The sequence below is a fragment of the Lactonifactor longoviformis genome (assembly GCF_042848515.1).
GTDB lineage: Bacteria > Bacillota > Clostridia > Lachnospirales > Lachnospiraceae > Lactonifactor > Lactonifactor longoviformis.
The window spans coordinates 3,675,362-3,694,463 of record NZ_AP031453.1 but is presented as its reverse complement, the minus strand read 5'-3'; the positions used below and the strand labels follow the sequence as shown (position 1 = coordinate 3,694,463).

The 19,102-nt window shown below is 49.1% G+C and carries 16 protein-coding genes; 12 read left to right on the top strand and 4 right to left on the bottom strand.

Annotated elements, in window-relative coordinates:
- Positions 1 to 2: 2 nt before the first annotated feature.
- From ACGHCT_RS16835 to ACGHCT_RS16810, 6 genes are all read left to right on the top strand, one after another.
- On the top strand, positions 3 to 533 hold the full coding sequence (locus ACGHCT_RS16835; protein ID WP_390436979.1) for an isochorismatase family protein: 531 nt from the start codon (positions 3 to 5) through the stop codon (positions 531 to 533).
- A gap of 114 nt (positions 534 to 647) precedes the next feature.
- Complete coding sequence (locus tag ACGHCT_RS16830) at positions 648 to 1,967, top strand: hemolysin family protein (protein ID WP_390436978.1); 1,320 nt, start codon at positions 648 to 650, stop codon at positions 1,965 to 1,967.
- Between the two features lie 213 nt (positions 1,968 to 2,180).
- Positions 2,181 to 2,864 (top strand): response regulator transcription factor, encoded by a 684-nt coding sequence (locus ACGHCT_RS16825; protein WP_390436977.1) that lies wholly within the window; start codon positions 2,181 to 2,183, stop codon positions 2,862 to 2,864.
- Entirely contained in the window at positions 2,857 to 3,891 is a 1,035-nt protein-coding gene (locus ACGHCT_RS16820) for a sensor histidine kinase (RefSeq protein WP_390436976.1), read from the top strand. The genes ACGHCT_RS16825 and ACGHCT_RS16820 overlap by 8 nt, the downstream gene beginning before the upstream one ends.
- Positions 3,892 to 3,994: 103 nt before the next feature.
- Positions 3,995 to 4,672 carry an ABC transporter ATP-binding protein gene (locus tag ACGHCT_RS16815; RefSeq protein WP_072848621.1) on the top strand — a complete coding sequence of 226 codons (678 nt, stop codon included), beginning with the start codon at positions 3,995 to 3,997 and terminating at the stop codon, positions 4,670 to 4,672.
- On the top strand, positions 4,672 to 7,122 hold the full coding sequence (locus ACGHCT_RS16810; RefSeq protein WP_390436975.1) for an ABC transporter permease: 2,451 nt from the start codon (positions 4,672 to 4,674) through the stop codon (positions 7,120 to 7,122). Before ACGHCT_RS16815 ends, ACGHCT_RS16810 begins: the two co-directional genes overlap by 1 nt.
- A gap of 83 nt (positions 7,123 to 7,205) precedes the next feature.
- On the opposite strand, the gene ACGHCT_RS16805 is transcribed toward ACGHCT_RS16810, so the two are convergent.
- Positions 7,206 to 10,085, bottom strand: coding sequence for a response regulator (locus ACGHCT_RS16805; RefSeq protein ID WP_390436974.1), 2,880 nt, complete (start codon positions 10,083 to 10,085; stop codon positions 7,206 to 7,208).
- Between the two features lie 194 nt (positions 10,086 to 10,279).
- Between ACGHCT_RS16805 and ACGHCT_RS16800 the strand changes: the two genes are divergently transcribed.
- The 6 genes from ACGHCT_RS16800 to ACGHCT_RS16775 all read left to right on the top strand — a co-directional run bounded on the left by ACGHCT_RS16800 (position 10,280) and on the right by ACGHCT_RS16775 (position 15,366).
- Positions 10,280 to 11,245 (top strand): D-alanyl-D-alanine carboxypeptidase family protein, encoded by a 966-nt coding sequence (locus ACGHCT_RS16800; RefSeq protein ID WP_390436973.1) that lies wholly within the window; start codon positions 10,280 to 10,282, stop codon positions 11,243 to 11,245.
- Positions 11,246 to 11,336: 91 nt separating this feature from the next.
- On the top strand, positions 11,337 to 11,990 hold the full coding sequence (locus ACGHCT_RS16795; protein WP_390436972.1) for a response regulator transcription factor: 654 nt from the start codon (positions 11,337 to 11,339) through the stop codon (positions 11,988 to 11,990).
- The gene (locus tag ACGHCT_RS16790) at positions 11,991 to 13,424 is read left to right on the top strand and encodes an ATP-binding protein (RefSeq protein ID WP_390436971.1); all 1,434 of its coding nucleotides are present in this window, start codon (positions 11,991 to 11,993) and stop codon (positions 13,422 to 13,424) included. It abuts the gene before it with no gap.
- A complete protein-coding gene (locus ACGHCT_RS16785; RefSeq protein WP_072848614.1) occupies positions 13,417 to 14,256 on the top strand; it encodes a hypothetical protein in 840 nt (279 codons plus the stop codon). Before ACGHCT_RS16790 ends, ACGHCT_RS16785 begins: the two co-directional genes overlap by 8 nt.
- An 89-nt stretch (positions 14,257 to 14,345) precedes the next feature.
- Positions 14,346 to 15,071, top strand: coding sequence for a M15 family metallopeptidase (locus ACGHCT_RS16780; protein WP_390436970.1), 726 nt, complete (start codon positions 14,346 to 14,348; stop codon positions 15,069 to 15,071).
- A 22-nt stretch (positions 15,072 to 15,093) separates the two neighbouring features.
- The gene (locus ACGHCT_RS16775) at positions 15,094 to 15,366 is read left to right on the top strand and encodes an acylphosphatase (protein ID WP_072848613.1); all 273 of its coding nucleotides are present in this window, start codon (positions 15,094 to 15,096) and stop codon (positions 15,364 to 15,366) included.
- Positions 15,367 to 15,428: 62 nt separating this feature from the next.
- Here ACGHCT_RS16775 and arcC read toward each other — a convergent pair whose 3' ends face one another.
- The 3 genes from arcC to ACGHCT_RS16760 form a co-directional block, all read right to left on the bottom strand.
- On the bottom strand, positions 15,429 to 16,370 hold the full coding sequence (arcC, locus tag ACGHCT_RS16770; RefSeq protein ID WP_072848611.1) for a carbamate kinase: 942 nt from the start codon (positions 16,368 to 16,370) through the stop codon (positions 15,429 to 15,431).
- Positions 16,371 to 16,443: 73 nt separating this feature from the next.
- Positions 16,444 to 17,637: a knotted carbamoyltransferase YgeW gene (ygeW, locus tag ACGHCT_RS16765; protein WP_072848610.1), complete on the bottom strand. Its 1,194-nt coding sequence runs from the start codon at positions 17,635 to 17,637 to the stop codon at positions 16,444 to 16,446.
- 134 nt (positions 17,638 to 17,771) lie between these two features.
- Positions 17,772 to 19,082 carry a YgeY family selenium metabolism-linked hydrolase gene (locus ACGHCT_RS16760; protein ID WP_072848609.1) on the bottom strand — a complete coding sequence of 437 codons (1,311 nt, stop codon included), beginning with the start codon at positions 19,080 to 19,082 and terminating at the stop codon, positions 17,772 to 17,774.
- Positions 19,083 to 19,102: the final 20 nt, after the last annotated feature.

Below are 19,102 nucleotides of genomic sequence, written 5' to 3'. Positions count from 1 at the left end.
GTGTGAAGATAATAGCAGAGGAAACAGCCGCCATTGTGATAGATTATCAGGAGAGGTTAATGCCTGTGATGGCGGAGAGAGAGAAGCTGACAGCGGCGTCAGACATTTTGCTGAGGGGACTGAGAGTGCTGGACATCCCCCTTTTTATCACCCAGCAGTATACCAAAGGACTGGGAAGGACGGTAGGGGAGATTACAGAGGCAGCGGGTACAGAACAGTATACGGAGAAGATAAGCTTCAGTGCGTATGAAGCGGTTCTTCCCTATATTCAGGGAAAAAAATATGTTATACTCTGCGGTATTGAGGCACATATCTGTGTTCTTCAGACGCTTTTGGACCTTACGGCCAATGGGTATGTTCCCGTTCTTGTGACAGACTGTATATCCTCCAGAAAGCTGGAGGACAAGGCTGCAGCTCTCAGGCGGGCTGAGGCGGAAGGGGCAGTTTTAACCACTTGTGAATCTGTTTTGTTTGAGCTGCTGGTCAGGGCAGGAACAGAAAAAAGCAAAAAGATACAGAAACTGGTGAAATAGAACAAGGGGTTCCGGAAATATAAATTTTTCGTTAATCTTTAATAAATGTCTCCACGTCCCCTGAAATTTATGGTATACTCCTTCTAAAAATTATTTTTAGGAGGAGTATTTTTTATGGACGCAGACCCTGACGGGAACTCTATTATGTTTCAGCTGCTGTTTCTTGTATTTCTGACACTGGTGAATGCTTTTTTTGCAGGAGCGGAGATGGCAGTGGTCTCTGTAAACAAGAATAAGATTAAGGTATTAGCTGAGGAGGGCAGCAAAAAGGCAATGCTGGTGCAGACCCTTTTCGAGGATTCCACCAAATTCCTGTCCACCATACAGGTGGCGATTACCTTTGCAGGCTTTCTTTCCAGTGCTTCTGCAGCTACAGGTATCTCCCAGCTGCTTGGGGAGTGGCTGAAACAGTTTGAGATTCCCTACAGCGGAACTATTGCAGTTGTGGCATTTACTATACTGCTGTCTTATTTTAATCTTGTCTTCGGAGAACTGGTTCCCAAACGGATTGCTTTACAGAAAGCGGAAGAGTTCAGTATGATGACGGTAAAGCCGATTTATCTTATTTCCAGGATCCTGTCCCCCTTTATTAAATTATTGTCGCTGTCCACCAACGGCGTGCTCCGTCTGGCGGGGATGAAGACCGATCATCTGGAGGAGGCAGTAACGGAGGAGGAAATCAAAGCCATGCTGGAAATGGGAAGCGAGGCAGGGGTTTTCAACAAAGAAGAGAGGGATATGATTAATTCTGTCTTTTCTTTTGACGATAAGCTGGCCAGGGATGTTATGATTCCCAGAAGGGACGTATTTGCTATCGATCTGAGCGAGCCATTTGAGGCGTATATTGACGAGGTACTGGAGAGCCGCCATTCCAGAATCCCTGTTTATGAAGAAAGTATTGATAATATTGTAGGAATCCTACATATGAAAGATTTCATGATAGAGATGCACAAAACAGCTTGGTCGGATCTGGATATCAGAGCGCTGATTCACCCCGCGTTCTTTGTTCCGGACAGCAAAAACACAGATGAACTGTTCCGGGAAATGCAGAGGAACAGGGATCATATGGCAGTCCTGATCGATGAATACGGGGGTTTTTCCGGTATTGTTACCATTGAGGATCTTGTGGAAGAAATCGTGGGAGATATCAATGATGAGTATGATATGGTAACTCCGGATATCGAAAAAATAGAGGAAGATACCTATCGTCTGGACGGAAGTGTTCTGGTTGAGGAGATCAATGAGCAGCTGCACCTGGACCTGAAAACAGAGAATTATGACACTCTGTCTGGGTTTCTCATTGAGACTCTTGGGTATATTCCGGACGGAAAGAATGAGAGTGTAGCTTTAGAGTCTGTAAAGTTTATCATAGAAAAGATGGAAGGGAAACGGATTCGCTCTGTGGTGCTGAAGGTAGAGCATCCGGATTTTTGACAGTGACAGAAGTGTAAAAATGTGATGGAACAGGAAATACCCGGCAGCCGCGCTGTAACTCGAAGGAGATACAGCGCGGCTGCGCTATTGCAGGGCAGGAGCATCCAATAACCGAAATCCGCATTATAGGAATGGGATTCAAAATATGATATACTATGTGTGCCTGCCGCACTGTGCAGGCTGTATAAGTAAGCAGAAGGCGAGAGGTGCTGTATGGATAAAATACTAATTATAGAAGATGATGAAATGTTAAATGCAGGTGTGTGCTTTCACCTGGAGAAAGGGGGAAGGCAGCCCGTGCCGGCATACGATCTAAAGACAGCAGAAGCAGTAATTAAGAAAGAAACCATTGCACTGATTCTGCTGGATGTAAATCTTCCTGACGGGGATGGGATTTCTTTTGCCCGTAAAATAAGAGAAAAAATGAATACCCCTATTATCTTCCTGACGGCTCAGGATATGGATGAGGATATGATCCGGGGATTTGAGGCAGGTGCAGATGACTATATTACGAAACCTTTTAATATTAAGATATTGATGCAGAGGATGGAGGCAATCCTGCGCAGATGCAGGAAGGAAGAGAAAAACACGGTTTACTGCTGCAAAAATCTTCAGGTAGATTTTGCCTCTATGACCGTAAGAAAGGGGGGGAAGCCCCTCACACTCACCCCCACAGAGTTCAGGCTTCTGCAGGCTTTCTGCAGGAATCCGGGACAGGTGCTTACCCGGGAAATGCTGCTGGATAAGCTGTGGGACAGTGAGGGGAATTTTGTGGATGAGCACACTCTGACCATCAATATCAGCCGTCTCAGATCCAAGATATCAGATGAGGAGAATTCATACATAAAAACTATTTACGGTATGGGATACCAGTGGATGGAGGGGGAAGATGAGTAAGAAACATACAAGAGCGCCGGTCTGTTACTGGGGTGCACTAATTTTCATTATTGCGGCTTTTCTGTGTTCTGTTTTTTGGAGGTCCAAAACCTGGAGCGTAGGGAGGATTCAGGTAAGCTGTGTGGGCTTTGCCCTGGCCATGGCGGTGATGGCGGGCCTGGGATATTGGATGCACAGGAGAATCTATCTGGAACTGACGGATCGTATTAGCAGCTGTGTGGATGATTTGATTGCAGGAAAAGAACCCCAGATCAACAGGGAGGAAGAAAGGATTTCTTCCAAATTAGCCGCAAAGCTGGAGGCCCTGGCTGAGATTACCCGCCATACCGTGGAGGAGAGCAATGGGAAAAAGGCAGAAGTGCAGCAGATCATCTCCGATATTTCCCACCAGCTGAAAACCCCTATTGCCAATATCCTCATGTACAGCGATACCATTCGGGACTGTGAGCTGCCCAGAGAGGAGCAAGTGAAGTTCCTGGAGATTCTGCACCAGCAGGTAAGAAAGCTGGAATTCCTGGTGCAGGCCCTGATTAAGATGTCCCGACTGGAGAGCAGTCTGATTGTTTTGAAAAAGTCAGAGGGTGATTTATACCATACACTGGCCAGGGCTGTGGCGGCGGTAACCCTGTCGGCACAGGAAAAAAATCTTACGATCAAAGCAGAGTGCAGGGAAGGAATCCGCCTGTGGTACGATCCCAAGTGGACCGAGGAGGCAGTTTTTAATGTACTGGATAATGCTGTGAAATATACGCCGGAGGGAGGGACCATAACCCTCTTAGTGCGTCAGTGGCAGATCTACACCAAAATCAGCATCCGGGATACGGGCATCGGCATAGATCCGAAGCACCGAAACGATATCTTTAAACGGTTTTACCGGGAGAATAAGGTACATGAGGTAAAGGGAATAGGGGTGGGCCTTTATCTTACCCGAAAGATTATATCTCTCCAGGGAGGATATGTGAGCGTGCGCTCAAAACCGGGGGAGGGGGCAGAATTCTCCCTGTTTCTTCCCAATGATCAGCGATGAATGTTTCAGAATTGATACCATTTTCTTTTTCCGTGAGAGGGTTTTGCAACAATTACGTGATAGGATAAGAGTATAGAAAAACGAAGGAAATGAGGAAGGTATCATGAGCATATTAAAGGTTGAAAACTTAAAAAAATATTATGGTTCCGGAGAATCCCAGGTGAGAGCCCTGGACGGCGTGAATCTGGAAGTAGAAAAAGGAAGCTTTACTGCAATAGTGGGAACCTCCGGGAGCGGCAAGTCCACCCTCCTCCACATGATGGGGGGACTGGATATCCCTACCAGCGGCAGCGTAGAGGTGGCAGGGAGAGAAATCTCTAAAATGAGCGACGATGAGCTTACAATTTTCCGCCGCCGTCAGATAGGGTTTGTATTTCAGGCCTATAATCTCGTTCCCATCCTGAATGCCTATGAAAACATTGTGCTCCCCATCCAGCTGGACGGAAGCAAGGTTGACAGGGAGTTTGTGATGGAGGTAGTAGAGATTATGGGCATTGGGAAAAAACTGAAAAACATGCCCAATCAGTTATCGGGAGGAGAGCAGCAGCGAGTGGCCATCGCCAGGGCGCTGGCAGCCAAACCGGCCATCCTTCTGGCCGATGAGCCTACAGGAAATCTGGATACCCGCACCAGCCAGGATGTTCTGGGGCTTCTGAAAACCACCGGGGAGCGGTTTGGGCAGACTATTGTAATGATTACCCATAACGAGGAGATTGCGCAGCTTGCAGATACCATTATCCGCATCGAGGATGGAAAAATCGCGGAAAGCAGGTGGCAGTAATGAAGATGGATCAGAACAACAATGGTGCTGTGATTAAGCAGATTGCAAAGAAAAGCCTTGCAGGCAGCAGAACCAGAAATATATTCACCTGTTTGACCATAGCCATGGGAGTGGCTCTGGTGCTCACCTTTGTATTATATCTCTTTGGAAACTCAAAGCAGCAGCTGCGGACCCAGGAAGATACCCCCCAGGTATCCTATCTGGATATCACTCCGGAACAGGCGGAACAGTTAAAAGGATTTTCTGAGATAAAATGGCTGGGCTTATCCAAGAGCGTGGGAAGCAGTAAAGTGGGCAGCAACCGTTTAGGCGTTATCTATCAGGATGAGATCATGATGGAAAAAAATGAGATTTCTTATACTGGTGAGCTGCCCCAAAAGGACGGGGAGATTATGGTACCCCGGGATTATCTGAAGCAGTTAGGCCTTAAGATCCAGCCGGGGGATACGGTGTCCCTGGATCTGGGAGATAAGACAGTAAGAGAATATAAGGTTACGGGCATTGTGGATACGCCATCCAAGACCAGCAACAATCACAGAATCTATGTCTCGCTGCCCTGTGCGTTGGCTCTTACCGGGGATGAAGAATGTCTTCTGGATGCCACAGTGAATCTGAACCATGCAGTAAATATGACATTTCCTCAGGCAGAGGAGACTGCGGCAGCGCTGGGAGAAAAGATCGGGCTGACCCAGGAACAGAGTAAAGTTAGCGAGGCATTCTTTAATCAGGCAAGCATATCCAGACTTACGGCAACCAGTGTGGCGGCTTTGGCCCTTGTGGCAATCCTTATTTTAGCGGCAGCCGGGCTGGTAATCCACAATATTTTCTATATCGCTGTGGCAGGAAAGGTGAGAGAGTACGGACAAATGAGAACCCTTGGCATGACCAGAAAACAGGTCAGGAGCCTGGTGTCCCGGGAAGGGACTTCACTTGCGGCAAAGGGGATACCTCTGGGCCTTGTCATTGGAGCATTGATGGGATATCTGCTGATTCCCGGCGGCTGGGACTGGAAGACGACTCTTGGAGGGATGGCTGTGTGTGCTGTGCTAGGGTTTGCAGCTGTGCGTATATCTGTGAGCAAGCCGGGAAAGATTGCGGCTAAAACAGCACCGGTTGAGGCCATCAGTTATACCGGCTATTCCCAGAAGCAGGGGGTCTCTAAAAAAAGGTATTCTTATCTGACCCCGGGAAATCTGGCGGTCCTCAATCTGAAGAGAAGCAAAAAGAAATCCTTTCTTACCATGTGTTCTCTGGTGCTTGCCGGAGTTTTGCTGGGCGCTATCAGCAGCTTTGTAATTTCCTACAATCCGGGCGCTTCTGTGGAATCCTCTTTTCCCAACGGGGATTACCAGCTTCAGCTGTCCGCCGAATCCGGGTTTGGCAGTCAGGATCTCAGTGAAGAAGGAAGAATGAAGCAGTATGCGGCACTGCAGAGCAGCGGCATCATCGGCAATGAGACGAGAAAAGAAGTGGAGGGAATCGACGGCGTAACTGCAACCCGTCCCTGGAGATATCTGAACGTGAGTACCGATCTCTTTCAGAAAGAGACGAATCTGGGGATCAATGGATTCAGCAAGGACGAATTTGAATGGGTGAAGCAGATGGGATATGACGGCCCCCAGACCTATGAGGAGCTTATCAGCCAGCCGGGCCTGATTGTTGAGACAGAAAGCAACAGCAACTTTAAAGAATTTCCGGTAAAAAGAGGGGATGTGATTCATGTTGCCACATACAACGGCAGAGGAGAAAGAATAGAAAAGGACTTTCCCGTAGTGGGCACCTTTCATTATATATCCTGGATGATGGATCACAGAAAGGAGAATAAAAAGCTGCCTATTACCATTATGGGAAGCACGCTGCTTATGCCGTCGGAGACCCTTGATGACTGGGCCGGCATGGATACCACCTACGGGTTTGAGATTGAGACAGACCCGAAGAAGAGCGGGGAAGTGGGGGAGACACTGGAAAAGCTGTACGGCAGCGAAGAGAACCTGTTTCTCAACTCCAAGACAGAAAATATGGCATATCTGGATCAGATGTTTTTGCCGGCAAAGATTATTCTCTTTGTCCTGGCAGGATTCCTGGTAGTGTTCGGAGTGATTAATCTGATGAATACAATACTGACGAATCTGTTTACCAGAAAGCGGGAGCTGGGAATCCTGCAGGCTGTGGGGATGACCAGGGAGCAGATGAAAAAGATGCTGGGACGGGAAAGCCTCATCTATGTGGCAGTTACTATTGTCTGCACGCTGACGTTTGGAGGACTGCTGGGATATGGGCTGGTGGATGCTCTGGATCAGATGGGAATGAGTGTCAAATACCAGTACCCGTGGATTCCGGTTCTCCTGTTTGTGGCTGTACTGGGCGCTATGCAGACGGGCATGACACGGTACGGGGTACAGCTGCTGCAGAAGCAGACCCTGTCTGAGAGAATGAGAAAGGCAGATTAACATCCGGTTCCCAAAGGAAGTAAAACGAAAGAGACACCTCAGGCTGAGGGGGGTATCCCCCGCAGCCTGAGGTGTTTTAGTAATCACAGTACTCTGTCCAGCTCCCTGAGCAGTGTAGTAATGTCCAGCGGCTTTACCAGATAGCCTGACATACAGGCTGCATACGCTTCTTTTTTATCTTCTTCAAAGGCATTGGCTGTCATGGCCAGGATAGGCACTGCAGAGGAATCACTGCGGTTCAGTGCCCGGATCGCTTTTGTGGCCTCAAGTCCGTCCATTACGGGCATTCGGATATCCATCAGGATTGCCTGGTAGGTACCGGGGGGCTGGCTTTGGTATGCCTCCACAGCCTCTTTTCCGTTGGAGGCCACATCCACGGCGGCTCCATGAAGCTCCAGCAGTGTTTTGGCTATTTCCTGGTTCAGCTCATTATCCTCCACCAGAAGAATCCGCCGGCCCTCTAATGGGGATGCAGGAGCCTCCTTGGGGGCCGCCTCCTTTTTGCCCAATTCTGACAGTGTATTGAAGATGGAAGAGCGCAGCAGCGGCTTGGCGAGAAAGTAATCAATCCCGGCCTCTCTGGCTTCTTTTTCGATTTCGACCCAGTTGTATGCTGTGATCATAATAATCATTGTATCGGGGCCTGCCAGGCGGCGGATACGCCGGGCAGTCTCAATACCATCCATGCCCGGCATTTTCCAGTCGATCATAGCAATGTCAAACGCCCGGTGCTCTTCCAGACTTTTGCTCACTTCCCCGATTGCCTCAAAGCCGGATGCGGTCCAAACCGTTTTGGCCCCGATCTCTTCCAGAATAAAAGCAGTCTGTTTTCCCACGGAAGGGTCGTCGTCTGCCACTAACACGCGAAACCCTTTCAGGAGATTCTGACGCTTCCGGTTCCACTCTTTTTCAGCGTCATCGGATACCAGCCGGAGGGGGATGGTAACCGTAAATTTACTTCCCTCCGCCTTACTGCTCTCTGCCATAACCTCTCCTCCCATAAGCTGGGCCAGATTATAGACGATGGAGAGGCCCAGCCCGCTGCCCACATTGTTCCGCGCGCTCCCGGGGGATTCCTGTTCAAATGGCTGGAACATCCGTTCCATGAATTCTTCTGACATGCCGATTCCCGTATCGCTGACTGTAAACTGCAGATAGGCAAATCCGTTGGTCCGTCTTTCCTCTTTGATATCTATGGTGATTCTGCCTCCGGATGGGGTGAACTTTAATGCGTTTGAGAGAAGATTCATCATAATTTGTTTCATACGCAGGGAATCCCCGATATAATGGGCTTCCAAAGGCTCCCGGTGCCGCATTTCATAAGAAATTCCTTTTTCAACTGTCTGGGAGTATATGAGTCCGTTTACTTCATCCAGAAACTCCTTAAAGCTAAAAAGTTCGCTGGCGATCTCCATCTTATGGGTCTCGATTTTAGACATATCCAGAATATCATTGATCAGGGAAAGCAGGTATTGGGAGGAGGCGTCAATTCTCTTGAAACAGTCCTGAACGACTTTTTTATCCTCCAGCTTCAGCTGCCCGATGGTACTCATACCGATGATGGCATTCATAGGTGTGCGGATATCATGGCTCATGCGGGACAGAAAGTCAGATTTGGCATGGCTGGCGGCTTTGGCGGAGGCGAGGGCATCCCGGAGCAGCTGTTCCTGACGGGCCTTTTCCATCCTCTGGGAATCCAGAACCTTAACCAAATCAATGGCAAGAATGTCGTCATTGAAAGGGTTCTCTACCTTAATCATATGGACAGATATCCAATGGTAGATGCCGTCTGCATCTTTTTCCTGAAGCTCCATGTATACTTCCTGCTCTCCGGCGGCGAAGCGTCTCATCAGTGCTTCCCTGCTGAAGGTGGCGGCAAAATCGTTCTGATAAGAAGCGTATATATTCGGAAGGCTGCTGTTTATCATGTCCGTGTACAGACCTTCTTTGGGGGTGGAATAGCCATCCTGGCAGTAGGAAAAGCGGCTGTATGTATTCCTGGTCAGGTTCAGGCTCATAATCTGCGGGTAGGCTGTGTGGATAGCCGCTCTAAGAAACCGGTTTTCTAGGACACGTTCCTGCTCCTGGGCTTTTTCCAGCGACACCTGCTCTGTGATGTCTGTAATCACCGCCTGTATGACCTCCAGGCCGTCGCTGTTAATAATCCTTCTCATTACCGCATTGATCCATGCTTCCTCCCCGTTTTTCTTATAGCATCTCCTTCGGTAGGTTCCCGCTTCCCCGTTCAGCGTCAGCTCCTCTATGATAGAGGCGATACGAGTATAGTCCTGGGTTTCCGCCTCCAGGAGAGGGCTTTTTGCCGTATGGCGGAATTCCTCTTCCGAGGAGTACCCGTAAATCTTCCAGGCCATAGGGTTGGCAGAAATCACTTCGTGATCCGGTTTGGTGGCAAACTGAATAATTCCGCAGGGAATAGTATTGTACAGATGTTCCAGAAACTGAGCCTGCTGTTCGTATTCCAGACTTTTTTCGTTCAGGGCCAGCTTCAGGCGCTGGTATTCCTCCCGGCCGGCCTCAACAGGAAATAATTCGTCGTCCTTAATGGCAGCATAGGGGACTGAGTTGTGGATATGTACGGTTTCTAACGCCTCTCCCTTCTCCCGAAAGATGAAGGTTACCCGCTGCCGGACATCCAGATATGCATCACACCCCGGTTTGCTTTGCAGACGGCTGACGCCTTCGCAGAGATAGGAGCCGCCCCCCAAATCCAGAGAGTGAAATTCCTCTTCCGACATATCACAGGCAATCATATCGTCTTTTCCCATGCGAAAGCAGGCTTCTACCGCTTCCCTGCCTTCTGCCTTCTGTTTTTCGCCCCCTCCCAGCCATATGATGTCATCCGCAAAGGTGGAGATCATAAATTCCAGATCAGAGTCGCAGAAATAGGTTTTTAATATTTTTCCGGCAAGCGCTTCCACTTCCGGCAGTGTCTTTTTTCCCAATATAGCTTCCTCTCTATCCTTCTAACAATTTCTTAAATCATAACATAGTTAGATCTCTAAAGAAAGCTTTTCTTAGCAGAGTAGAGGAGGATATAAGTAGCAGGATTAAGTATTTTTTAAGAGGTTTATAAGAGAATAGGATCAAAAGCACTCCTTGTCTGTGCAATAATTGTTGTAGATAGGAGGGAGTAGTTATGACGAGAAAAGGAAGAAAAAGACGAAGAGGGATGAGAAGGCTGGGGAATCTGGCCGCGGTTTTTCTGCTGTTGGTTCTTTTGCTTCTGCTGCTGCCCGCCGGCCGGCAGATCCAAGGGCTTGTCTCAGAGAAAACCGGATTAGGCAGTGCCGCACCAGGGGAAGTATTGCAGATAGATGTGAAAAGTCCTAATGCTGTCTTACTCAGAAGAGAGGACGGTCGGATATTGTTTCAAAAAAGCGGCGGGGAGAAGATTTATCCGGCCTCTCTGACCAAAATAATGACAGTGCTTACCGCAATAGAACAGCTCCCGGATTTGGACGAGGAGATTCTTCTTTCGGCAGAACTTTTTGACCCGCTGTACGCCCAGGGGGCATCTATGGCGGGCTTCCAGCCGGGGGAACAGGTGAAAGCCAGAGATCTGCTTTACGGGGCAATGCTTCCAAGCGGTGCGGAGTGCTGTGTGGGGCTGGCTGAAAAAATTGCCGGATCCGAGGATGGGTTTGCCTCGCTGATGAATAAAAAAGCAGAAAAATTGGGGATGAAACAAACGCACTTTTCCAATACCACCGGACTTCCGGATGAGAACCATTATTCTACAGTTGAGGATATTGCCTGCCTTCTGGACAATGCCCTGAAAAATGATACGTTCCGGGAGATCTTTACCTCCTCCAGATATTCCACGGGAGGGACTAATCTGCATCCGGAGGGCATCACATTTTACAGTACGCTTTCCCAGAGTCTTGAGGACCCGTCGTTTCCGGGGGGAGAAATCGAGGGCGGCAAGACCGGGTATACCCAGGAGGCAGGGCTTTGCCTGGCCAGTCTGGCAATGAAGGACGGGAGGGAGTATATCTTTGTATCTGCGAAAGGGGAGGGGAACCATCAGACAGAACCGGTGCATGCGCAGGATGCGCTGTGCGCATATAAAGCGATCCCGGCATCCCGTGAGAGGGCAGACTAATCCCTTCATTTCTGCAGAAAATCCTGGAAATGATACAATTTTGATACATCTTTGAGGTATAATGGATACAAATGATACAGGGGAGAAAAAGATGATCAAAATACTAATTGTGGAAGACGAAGAGCCGATATCGAATCTTATACGGATAAATCTAACGAAGGCGGGGTACCTGTGTGACTGCGCCTTTGATGGTCTGGAGGCCGCGGACCAGATGGCGGAAGGAGGCTATGATCTGATCCTTTTGGATATCATGCTGCCAAAGATTGACGGGTATGAACTGCTGGAATATGCCAAGACACTGGACCTTCCCGTGATTTTTATCACAGCTATGGGAACCCTGAACCACAAAGTGAAGGGGCTTCGCCAGGGAGCGGACGATTATATTACAAAGCCTTTTGAGATAGTAGAGCTTCTGGCCCGTGTGGAGAGCACCCTCAGAAGGTATCACAAGACCCAGAAGATAATACGGGTCCTGGATGTGGAGATTGATGTGCCTTCCCGGATCGTCAGACAGAACAAGGAACAGGTGCTTCTCACTCTGAAAGAGTTTGAACTTCTGCTGCTCTTTGTGCGGAACAAAAATGTAGCGCTTTACCGGGAGACCATCTATGAAAATGTATGGGAGAGCAGTTATCTGGGGGACAGCAGAACAGTAGATCTCCACGTGCAGCGGCTGCGGAAAAAACTGGGTTGGGAAAAGCATATAGTGTCTGTGTATAAAGTGGGATACCGATTGGAGGCATAGATGAAGTTCCGGTGGAAGATCTTTTTCATTTTTATATCCTTCATTACTCTGATTTTCAGTATCTTCGGGGCGTGGATGGTAAATGCTACCTTTCAGACTTCTCTGGAGAGAGAAATTGACAGGGGAAAGTCTGAGAACCAGATGTTTCAGTTCGCCTTTGAGATGGCTTTGGACTCTCTTGGGGAAGAGTATGTTGTGATGCAGGACAGCGTATTCCAGGATATCTCTAACTCTATGAGAGACGGGAGCGCGGGGGGAGAGAGTTTTATCCGGGTGTATGACAGGGAGGCAAAGCTGCTGTTTGACAATACAGGCATGGAAACGGATATGGACTTTATCTCCAGTCTGGACGGGGCGGCGGGGGGCTACCAGATCTACCACGATCCCAAGGAGAGAAACGACGGGTATTATCTGGCAGTGATATGCAGGGCAGGAGAAAAGGAAAGCCCTTTTTATCTGGAAAACATAATGGATATTTCTTATATCTACAGGGAGCGGGAAGCGCTGTTTGCCAGATATCGAATCGCCATTCTGATTCTTCTGGTCCTCACCGGGTGTGTGACCCTGATCCTCTCTCAGCTTCTCACCAGATCCGTGGTATCCCTGTCCAGAATCACCAGGCGGTTTGCCAGGGGGGACTATCAGATCCGTGCCAGGCATTATGGGGAGGATGAGATCGGAGAGCTGACAAAGGACTTTAACAGTATGGCGGACAAGCTGTCCAGAAAAATCGAGGAGCTCCAGGAAGCAGCCAGAAAGCAGGAGGACTTTACAGCCTCTTTTGCCCATGAGCTGAAGACTCCTCTCACTTCCATTATCGGCTATGCCGATATGCTCCGCATGATGGAGCTGAACCGGGAGGAGATTATGGAGGCATCCAACTACATTTATTCCCAGGGAAAGCGCCTGGAGAGTCTGTCCTTAAAGCTGCTGGAGCTTATCGTAACCGATAACCAGGATCAGGAGCTTCGGACACTCTCTGTGAAGCCGCTTTTGGAGGAGGCGGGACGGGTAGTAACGGCTTCTCTGGCGGAGAAGAAGATTCACCTGGAGGAAGATATAGAGGAGGGAGAGGTCAAGGGAGACAGAGATCTTCTCATGTCCCTGTTTATAAATCTAATGGATAATTCCAGAAAAGCGCTGAAGGCGGGGGGCATAATATCCCTTTGGGGCAGAAAGCGGACCGATGGTTACGAGGTCTGTGTCCGGGACAATGGCTGCGGGATTCCCAAGGAGGAGCTCAGCCGGATTACAGAAGCTTTCTATATGGTAGACAAATCCCGTTCCAGAAAGCAGGGGGGAGCAGGGCTGGGGCTGACTCTGTGCAGCAGAATTGTCTATCTGCACGGTGCCAGATGGGAGATTCAGAGTGAGCAGGGCAAGGGGACGTCTATCGCTATCTTCTTCCCCGGAAAGGAGGAATACCATGCATAGAGGAAGATGGAAATATTTCTTCAGCTTTCTGCTGGTCTGTATGCTGGTGATCACAGCCATCTTTCTTCCCCAGGCCTACTCCAGGCTGTGGGACGGCAAGTATCAGGAACATGTCACTTTGTTTTCCAGGGAACAAAGTCTTATCTCTCATGAATATGATACCTCCATAGAGCAGAAAATAAAGATACTGACCCAGGGGGAGAGGAACGGAGAACCCCTCCGGCCGGTCCGCCAGACAAGAGAAAATGCGGTCAGCGAGGAAAAGCTTGTGGAAAAGCTGACCGTAGAGCTGAACCAGATGTCCGCAAACAGCATGACAGACAGGATCCTTTTCTATAATCTGCAGGAATGCTTTCAGTCGTCCCAGCTTTATAGTGTGAGGGATATCTCTGACACAGAAAATTCAGGGGACAGTGTGTTATTCTGGCGGCTGAAGTTCGAGAACAGCGATGGCTTTTTTATGGAAGCGTGTGTGGATGCTTATACCTATACCATATACTGCATAAACTTCCTCCAGAGGATTTCTTACTCTCAGGAGATGCTGGAGAATTACAGTATGTCCGTGACGGATGCGTCCAGGACGGAGCCTGTGCTGGATTATGAGGAAAGCTATGACAGTATTCAGGCATATGCCGCCGACTACCTGAAGGTAGAGGAAGACTCCTGGAAGGCTGTCGGGATGGAAACGGATGTTTGGATGCATGCAGTTTTGGGAAAGACAAAATTTAACATCATAAGCGGACAGAGGTATGATGACAGGGGATTTAATGCGCAGCTTGGGATCAGCAGTATGCTGGACTGGATAAACAGTATTACAGAAGAGGAAAAATGATACAACTATGATACAAAAAATAAACGTTTTCGATGCAAGAGAGGCTTATCCTTTATATCAGAGAAGAGACATAAGAGGAGGAATGCTGCATGAGAAGAAAATTATACTACCATTTTTCGATAGTTATCATAGCAGGCCTCTGCATTCTTGGATGTTCTCCGAAAAAAAGCCGGGATGTGGCAACCTCTCAGGCTGAAGGAGAGACCATACAGGAGGCAGAGGTGGAAGCTGAAGGGGCTTCCAAATCAGAAAAAAAGAACGACCCGCTGCTGCTTCTTGTGAACAAGGATACGCCGCTGCCCAAGGATTACGATCCGGATCTGAAAGTGCTGAACAGCGGCAATAAGAGCGTTGCCCAAGTGATCTATAACGATCTGCGGGACATGCTGACGGCGGGGAATGCCCAGGGGCTGAGCTTTTGCATTGCATCGGGTTACAGGAGCGCAGAGAGGCAGCAGGAGATTCTGGATCAGGATATCCGGAAATTAACAGCAAAGGGTATGGATTATGATACTGCGTATCAAAATGTGACAAGAACGGTAATGCCTGCAGGGTACAGCGAACACGAAACGGGCCTGGCGGTGGATATTACGGCTCTCTCCAATCAAATGCTGGACGAGACCCAGGTGGATACGCCGGAGAACCGGTGGCTGAGGGAAAACTGCAGCAAATACGGCTTTATTCTCCGGTATCCGGAGGGCAAGGAGGAGATTACAAAGATTGACTATGAGCCCTGGCATTTCCGCTATGTGGGAAAGGAGGCAGCCCGAGAGATTACGGAGAAGCAGATAACCTTGGAGGAATATCTGAAATAGAAGAAAGGGGAGGTTTCATTCAATGAAGATAAGACAAAGACTTAGAATTATGGAAAGCAGCAATCAAAAAGATTTGAAGATTAAACTGTTTTTTCTGGCGGATCAGATGGGACTGTCCGGCTGGATTCAGCATGAGGCGGAGGGAATCGTAGCTGCGGAGATTCAGGGGGAAGAAGAGTGCCTGAATCTGTATCTGGAGCAGAGTATGGCGCTTTACCATATATCAAAGGAACGACTTATCTGCGGGCCGGCCAAAAAAGGGGAGGCAGCCCGGGAGGGGCTGAAAATAGGTTAGAGATTATAAAAAGGGTTTGGACTGCCTGCGGCTGTCCAAACCCTTTTTATGTAAGCGGTTTATTATTTATGGATCAAGGTTCCGGTCTTCCCTGCAATTCCGTCTTTTGCTTTCTCCAGCAGAGTAATCAGGGCGGTCCGCCCTTCCTTGGAGGATGCGAAATCTATGGCGGCCTGTACCTTGGGCAGCATAGAACCGGGAGCAAACTGTCCTTCTTCTGCGTACTGGCGGGCTTGTTCCACCTTCAGATCCGATAACCATTCCTGGTTCTCTTTGCCAAAATTAATGGCAACTTTTTCTACTGCAGTCAGAATGATCAGATAGTCAGCATCCAATTCCTTTGCAAGCAGACAGCTGGCAAAGTCTTTGTCTATAACTGCACTGGCACCTTTGAGATGGTTGCCCTGAAGGGTCACAGGAATCCCGCCGCCCCCGCAGGCGATGACAACTTCACCGGACTCCACCAGGGAGCGGATAGCCCCGATCTCCACAATTTCTTTTGGCTTGGGAGACGCCACAAAACGGCGGTAGCCTCTGCCGGCATCTTCCCGCATAACATGGCCGTATTTGGAGGCAACGGTATCGGCTTCCTCCTTTGTGAGAAACTTTCCGATGGGCTTGGACGGGTTCAAAAAGGCGGGATCATCCGCGTCAACCCGGACCTGTGTGACCATGGTGGACACAGGAATGTCCTTGATGCCGCGGTTCCAAAGCTCTTCTCTCAGCGCATTCTGCAGATCATAGCCAATGTAGGCCTGACTCATGGCCACACACACGGAAAGTGGGGTGTTAGGCTGTGCCGAATCTTCCCTGGAAAGAGCTGCCATGGCATTGTTAATCATTCCTACCTGCGGTCCGTTGCCGTGGGCCACAATGACCTGATGGCCTTCTTCTATGAGATCGACAATGGCCTTCGCTGTGATCTTAACGGCAGCCATCTGTTCCGGCAGGGTATTTCCCAGGGCATTGCCGCCCAGTGCAATTACGATTCTTTTTTTATTCATTGTAAATTCCCCCTAAAAATAGATTGCGCCCGGGCAACTATGCGCGCCGCACAACCGCCCGGGCAGTTTTTACTTATTTAAAGACTCTCGGTGTGCCCTTTTCTTCCAGTTTTTTCAATACATCTGCCGGATCTGCGAATTTGCTCAGCATAATCATAGCAGCGATGACATATGGCTTAAAGCTTGCTTCTTTGTAAAGAGGTGTTCTGTAGCGGTCAAATACGGTTGCGTCAACCTCGCCGGTCTCGCAGCTCACGCCGGTGATATCGGCCGGCAGGCAGTGGAGATAAAGCGCTTTGCCGTCTTTTGTGGTCTTCATCAGCTCTTCGGTGCAAGCCCAGTCTTTGTGCTGTGCATTTTGTGCCAGGAGTTCTTTTTCCAGCTTGTCAATGCCGTCAAAATCCCCTTCTCCGTAGAGGTTGGTTCGTTTTTCCATAGCTGCAAAAGGCGCCCAGCTCTTAGGATATACAATATCAGCGTCTTTGAAGGCTTCTTCCATGCTGTTGGTTCTCTTGAAGGAACCGCCGGATTTCTCAGCATTTTTTCTGGCAACTTCTTCTACTTCAGGCATTACCTCATAGCCTTCCGGATGGGCCAGGACAACTTCCATACCCATACGGGTCATCAGACCGATGACGCCCTGGGGAACAGAGAGAGGTTTTCCGTAAGAAGGAGAGTATGCCCATGTCATCGCAAGCTTCTTTCCTTTTAAATTCTCAATGCCGCCGAATTCGTGGATAATGTGGAGCATATCTGCCATACACTGGGTGGGATGGTCAATGTCGCACTGTAAGTTTACTAAGGTAGGACGCTGTTCCAGAATGCCGTCTCTGTGACCTTCCTCCACGGAGTCAGCTACCTCATGCATGTAGGCATTTCCTTTGCCGATATACATATCGTCACGGATACCGATAACGTCTGCCATAAAGGAGATCATGTTAGCGGTCTCACGTACGGTTTCCCCGTGTGCCACCTGAGATTTGCCCTCGTCCAGATCCTGTACTTCCAGCCCCAATAAGTTACAGGCAGAGGCAAAGGAAAAACGGGTGCGTGTGGAGTTGTCACGGAATAATGAGATTCCAAGGCCGCTCTCAAAGACCTTTGTGGAGATGTTGTTTTCTCTCATAAAGCGGAGGGCGTCAGCTACTGTCCAGACAGCCTCCAGCTCTTCATCTGTCTTTTCCCAGGTGAGGAAGAAGTCATTGTTGTACATTTCCTTGAAATTTAATTTATTTAATTTATCGATATAATCCTGTAAAGTTTTCATATTTGGCGTAATCCTTTCTTTTTATAATAAACAGTTGGTAGTTAGAGACTCATTCCCTGTTATGCCAAATAGGGCAGAAAAAGGAGGGCAGGACAGGAAATGAGCATAGTTGCCGAACTTAACGAATAGGTCTGTTATTTGCAGTAGCAGGCGGGAAGAGCGGCATATACAGCTGCGCAGCATACCAGGTCTGCTTTCCAGGTCTTTTCATTGGGCGCATGTGCCTGGGCTTCAGCTCCGGGTCCGAAGCCGATGCAGGGGATCCCGTTTCTTCCCATAATGGAAACACCGTTGGTGGAGAAGGTCCATTTGTCTGTAAGAGGACGGACTTTTCTCATTTCAACTGTCTCGGCGGTGCCGATGCGGCTGTCGCCGTAAAGGCCTTTGTAAGCTTCCTCCAGGGCTTTGGTTACTTCATGATCCTCCGGGATTACCCAGGTTGGGAAATAGCATTCAATGGGGTATACCAGTCCGGTATAGGAAGGACGCTCGTAGTTGTACATGGACACTTTTACATCATCCCCGTATTTCTGAACACTTGGGAGTGCGCGGATTTCATCCAGACAGCTTTCCCAGGTCTCTCCGGCTGTCATACGGCGGTCCAGGGAAACGGAACAGCTGTCTGCTACCGCACAGCGGCTTGGGGAGGTAAAGAATATCTCTGAGGTAGTAATGGTGCCCCGACCAAGGAAACGGGCCTCTTTCCACTCCTTGTTGTAGGCTTCGTCCAGCATCTTAACCAGACCTTTTACCTCTGTGCCTTCCTCTGCGTCATTTTCATTGAGAGCACGGACATCCTGCAGGATGTCAGCCATTTTGTAGATGGCATTGTCACCCCGCTCCGGAGCAGAGCCGTGGCAGGAGACACCCTGTACATCCACACGGATTTCCATACGTCCCCGCTGGCCCCGGTAGATACCGCCGTCTGTAGGCTCTGTGGAGACAACAAATTCGGGACGTACCTTGCCTTCGTTGATGATATACTGCCAGCAGAGGCCGTCACAGTCTTCTTCCTGAACCGTGCCTGTCACTACCACTTGGTATGTATCATTCAGCATGCCCAGATCTTTCATGATTTTAGCGCCGTATACCGCGGATACGATACCGCCTAGCTGATCTGAGGTGCCGCGGCCTCCAATCTCGGTATCCGATTCAAAGCCTTCGTAGGGGTCAAACTCCCAGTTGTCTCTGTTGCCTACACCCACAGTATCAATATGGGCGTCATAGCCGATTAAGGTTTTTCCGGTTCCCATATAGCCTAATACATTGCCCATAGGGTCAATGTCAACCTTGTCGAATCCAACCGCTCTCATTTCTTCCGCAATCCGGTCGATGTGCCCCTTTTCATCGGCACTTTCCCCGGGGATCCGCACCAAATCCCGCAGAAACTTTGTCATCTGCCCTTCGTAACCCTGTGCGGCTTCTTTAATTTTGTTATAGTCCATGGTAATATCCTCCTAATCCT

Coding starts and splice junctions, on each gene's coding strand:
- ACGHCT_RS16780 (WP_390436970.1), top strand. CDS start 14,346: ATGAGAAGAAAATTATACTACCATTTTTCGATAGTTATCATAGCAGGC.
- ACGHCT_RS16775 (WP_072848613.1), top strand. CDS start 15,094: ATGAAGATAAGACAAAGACTTAGAATTATGGAAAGCAGCAATCAAAAA.
- ACGHCT_RS16790 (WP_390436971.1), top strand. CDS start 11,991: ATGAAGTTCCGGTGGAAGATCTTTTTCATTTTTATATCCTTCATTACT.
- ACGHCT_RS16825 (WP_390436977.1), top strand. CDS start 2,181: ATGGATAAAATACTAATTATAGAAGATGATGAAATGTTAAATGCAGGT.
- ACGHCT_RS16785 (WP_072848614.1), top strand. CDS start 13,417: ATGCATAGAGGAAGATGGAAATATTTCTTCAGCTTTCTGCTGGTCTGT.
- ACGHCT_RS16830 (WP_390436978.1), top strand. CDS start 648: ATGGACGCAGACCCTGACGGGAACTCTATTATGTTTCAGCTGCTGTTT.
- ACGHCT_RS16760 (WP_072848609.1), bottom strand. CDS start 19,082: ATGGACTATAACAAAATTAAAGAAGCCGCACAGGGTTACGAAGGGCAG.
- ygeW (WP_072848610.1), bottom strand. CDS start 17,637: ATGAAAACTTTACAGGATTATATCGATAAATTAAATAAATTAAATTTC.
- ACGHCT_RS16800 (WP_390436973.1), top strand. CDS start 10,280: ATGACGAGAAAAGGAAGAAAAAGACGAAGAGGGATGAGAAGGCTGGGG.
- ACGHCT_RS16810 (WP_390436975.1), top strand. CDS start 4,672: ATGAAGATGGATCAGAACAACAATGGTGCTGTGATTAAGCAGATTGCA.
- ACGHCT_RS16795 (WP_390436972.1), top strand. CDS start 11,337: ATGATCAAAATACTAATTGTGGAAGACGAAGAGCCGATATCGAATCTT.
- ACGHCT_RS16820 (WP_390436976.1), top strand. CDS start 2,857: ATGAGTAAGAAACATACAAGAGCGCCGGTCTGTTACTGGGGTGCACTA.
- ACGHCT_RS16815 (WP_072848621.1), top strand. CDS start 3,995: ATGAGCATATTAAAGGTTGAAAACTTAAAAAAATATTATGGTTCCGGA.
- arcC (WP_072848611.1), bottom strand. CDS start 16,370: ATGAATAAAAAAAGAATCGTAATTGCACTGGGCGGCAATGCCCTGGGA.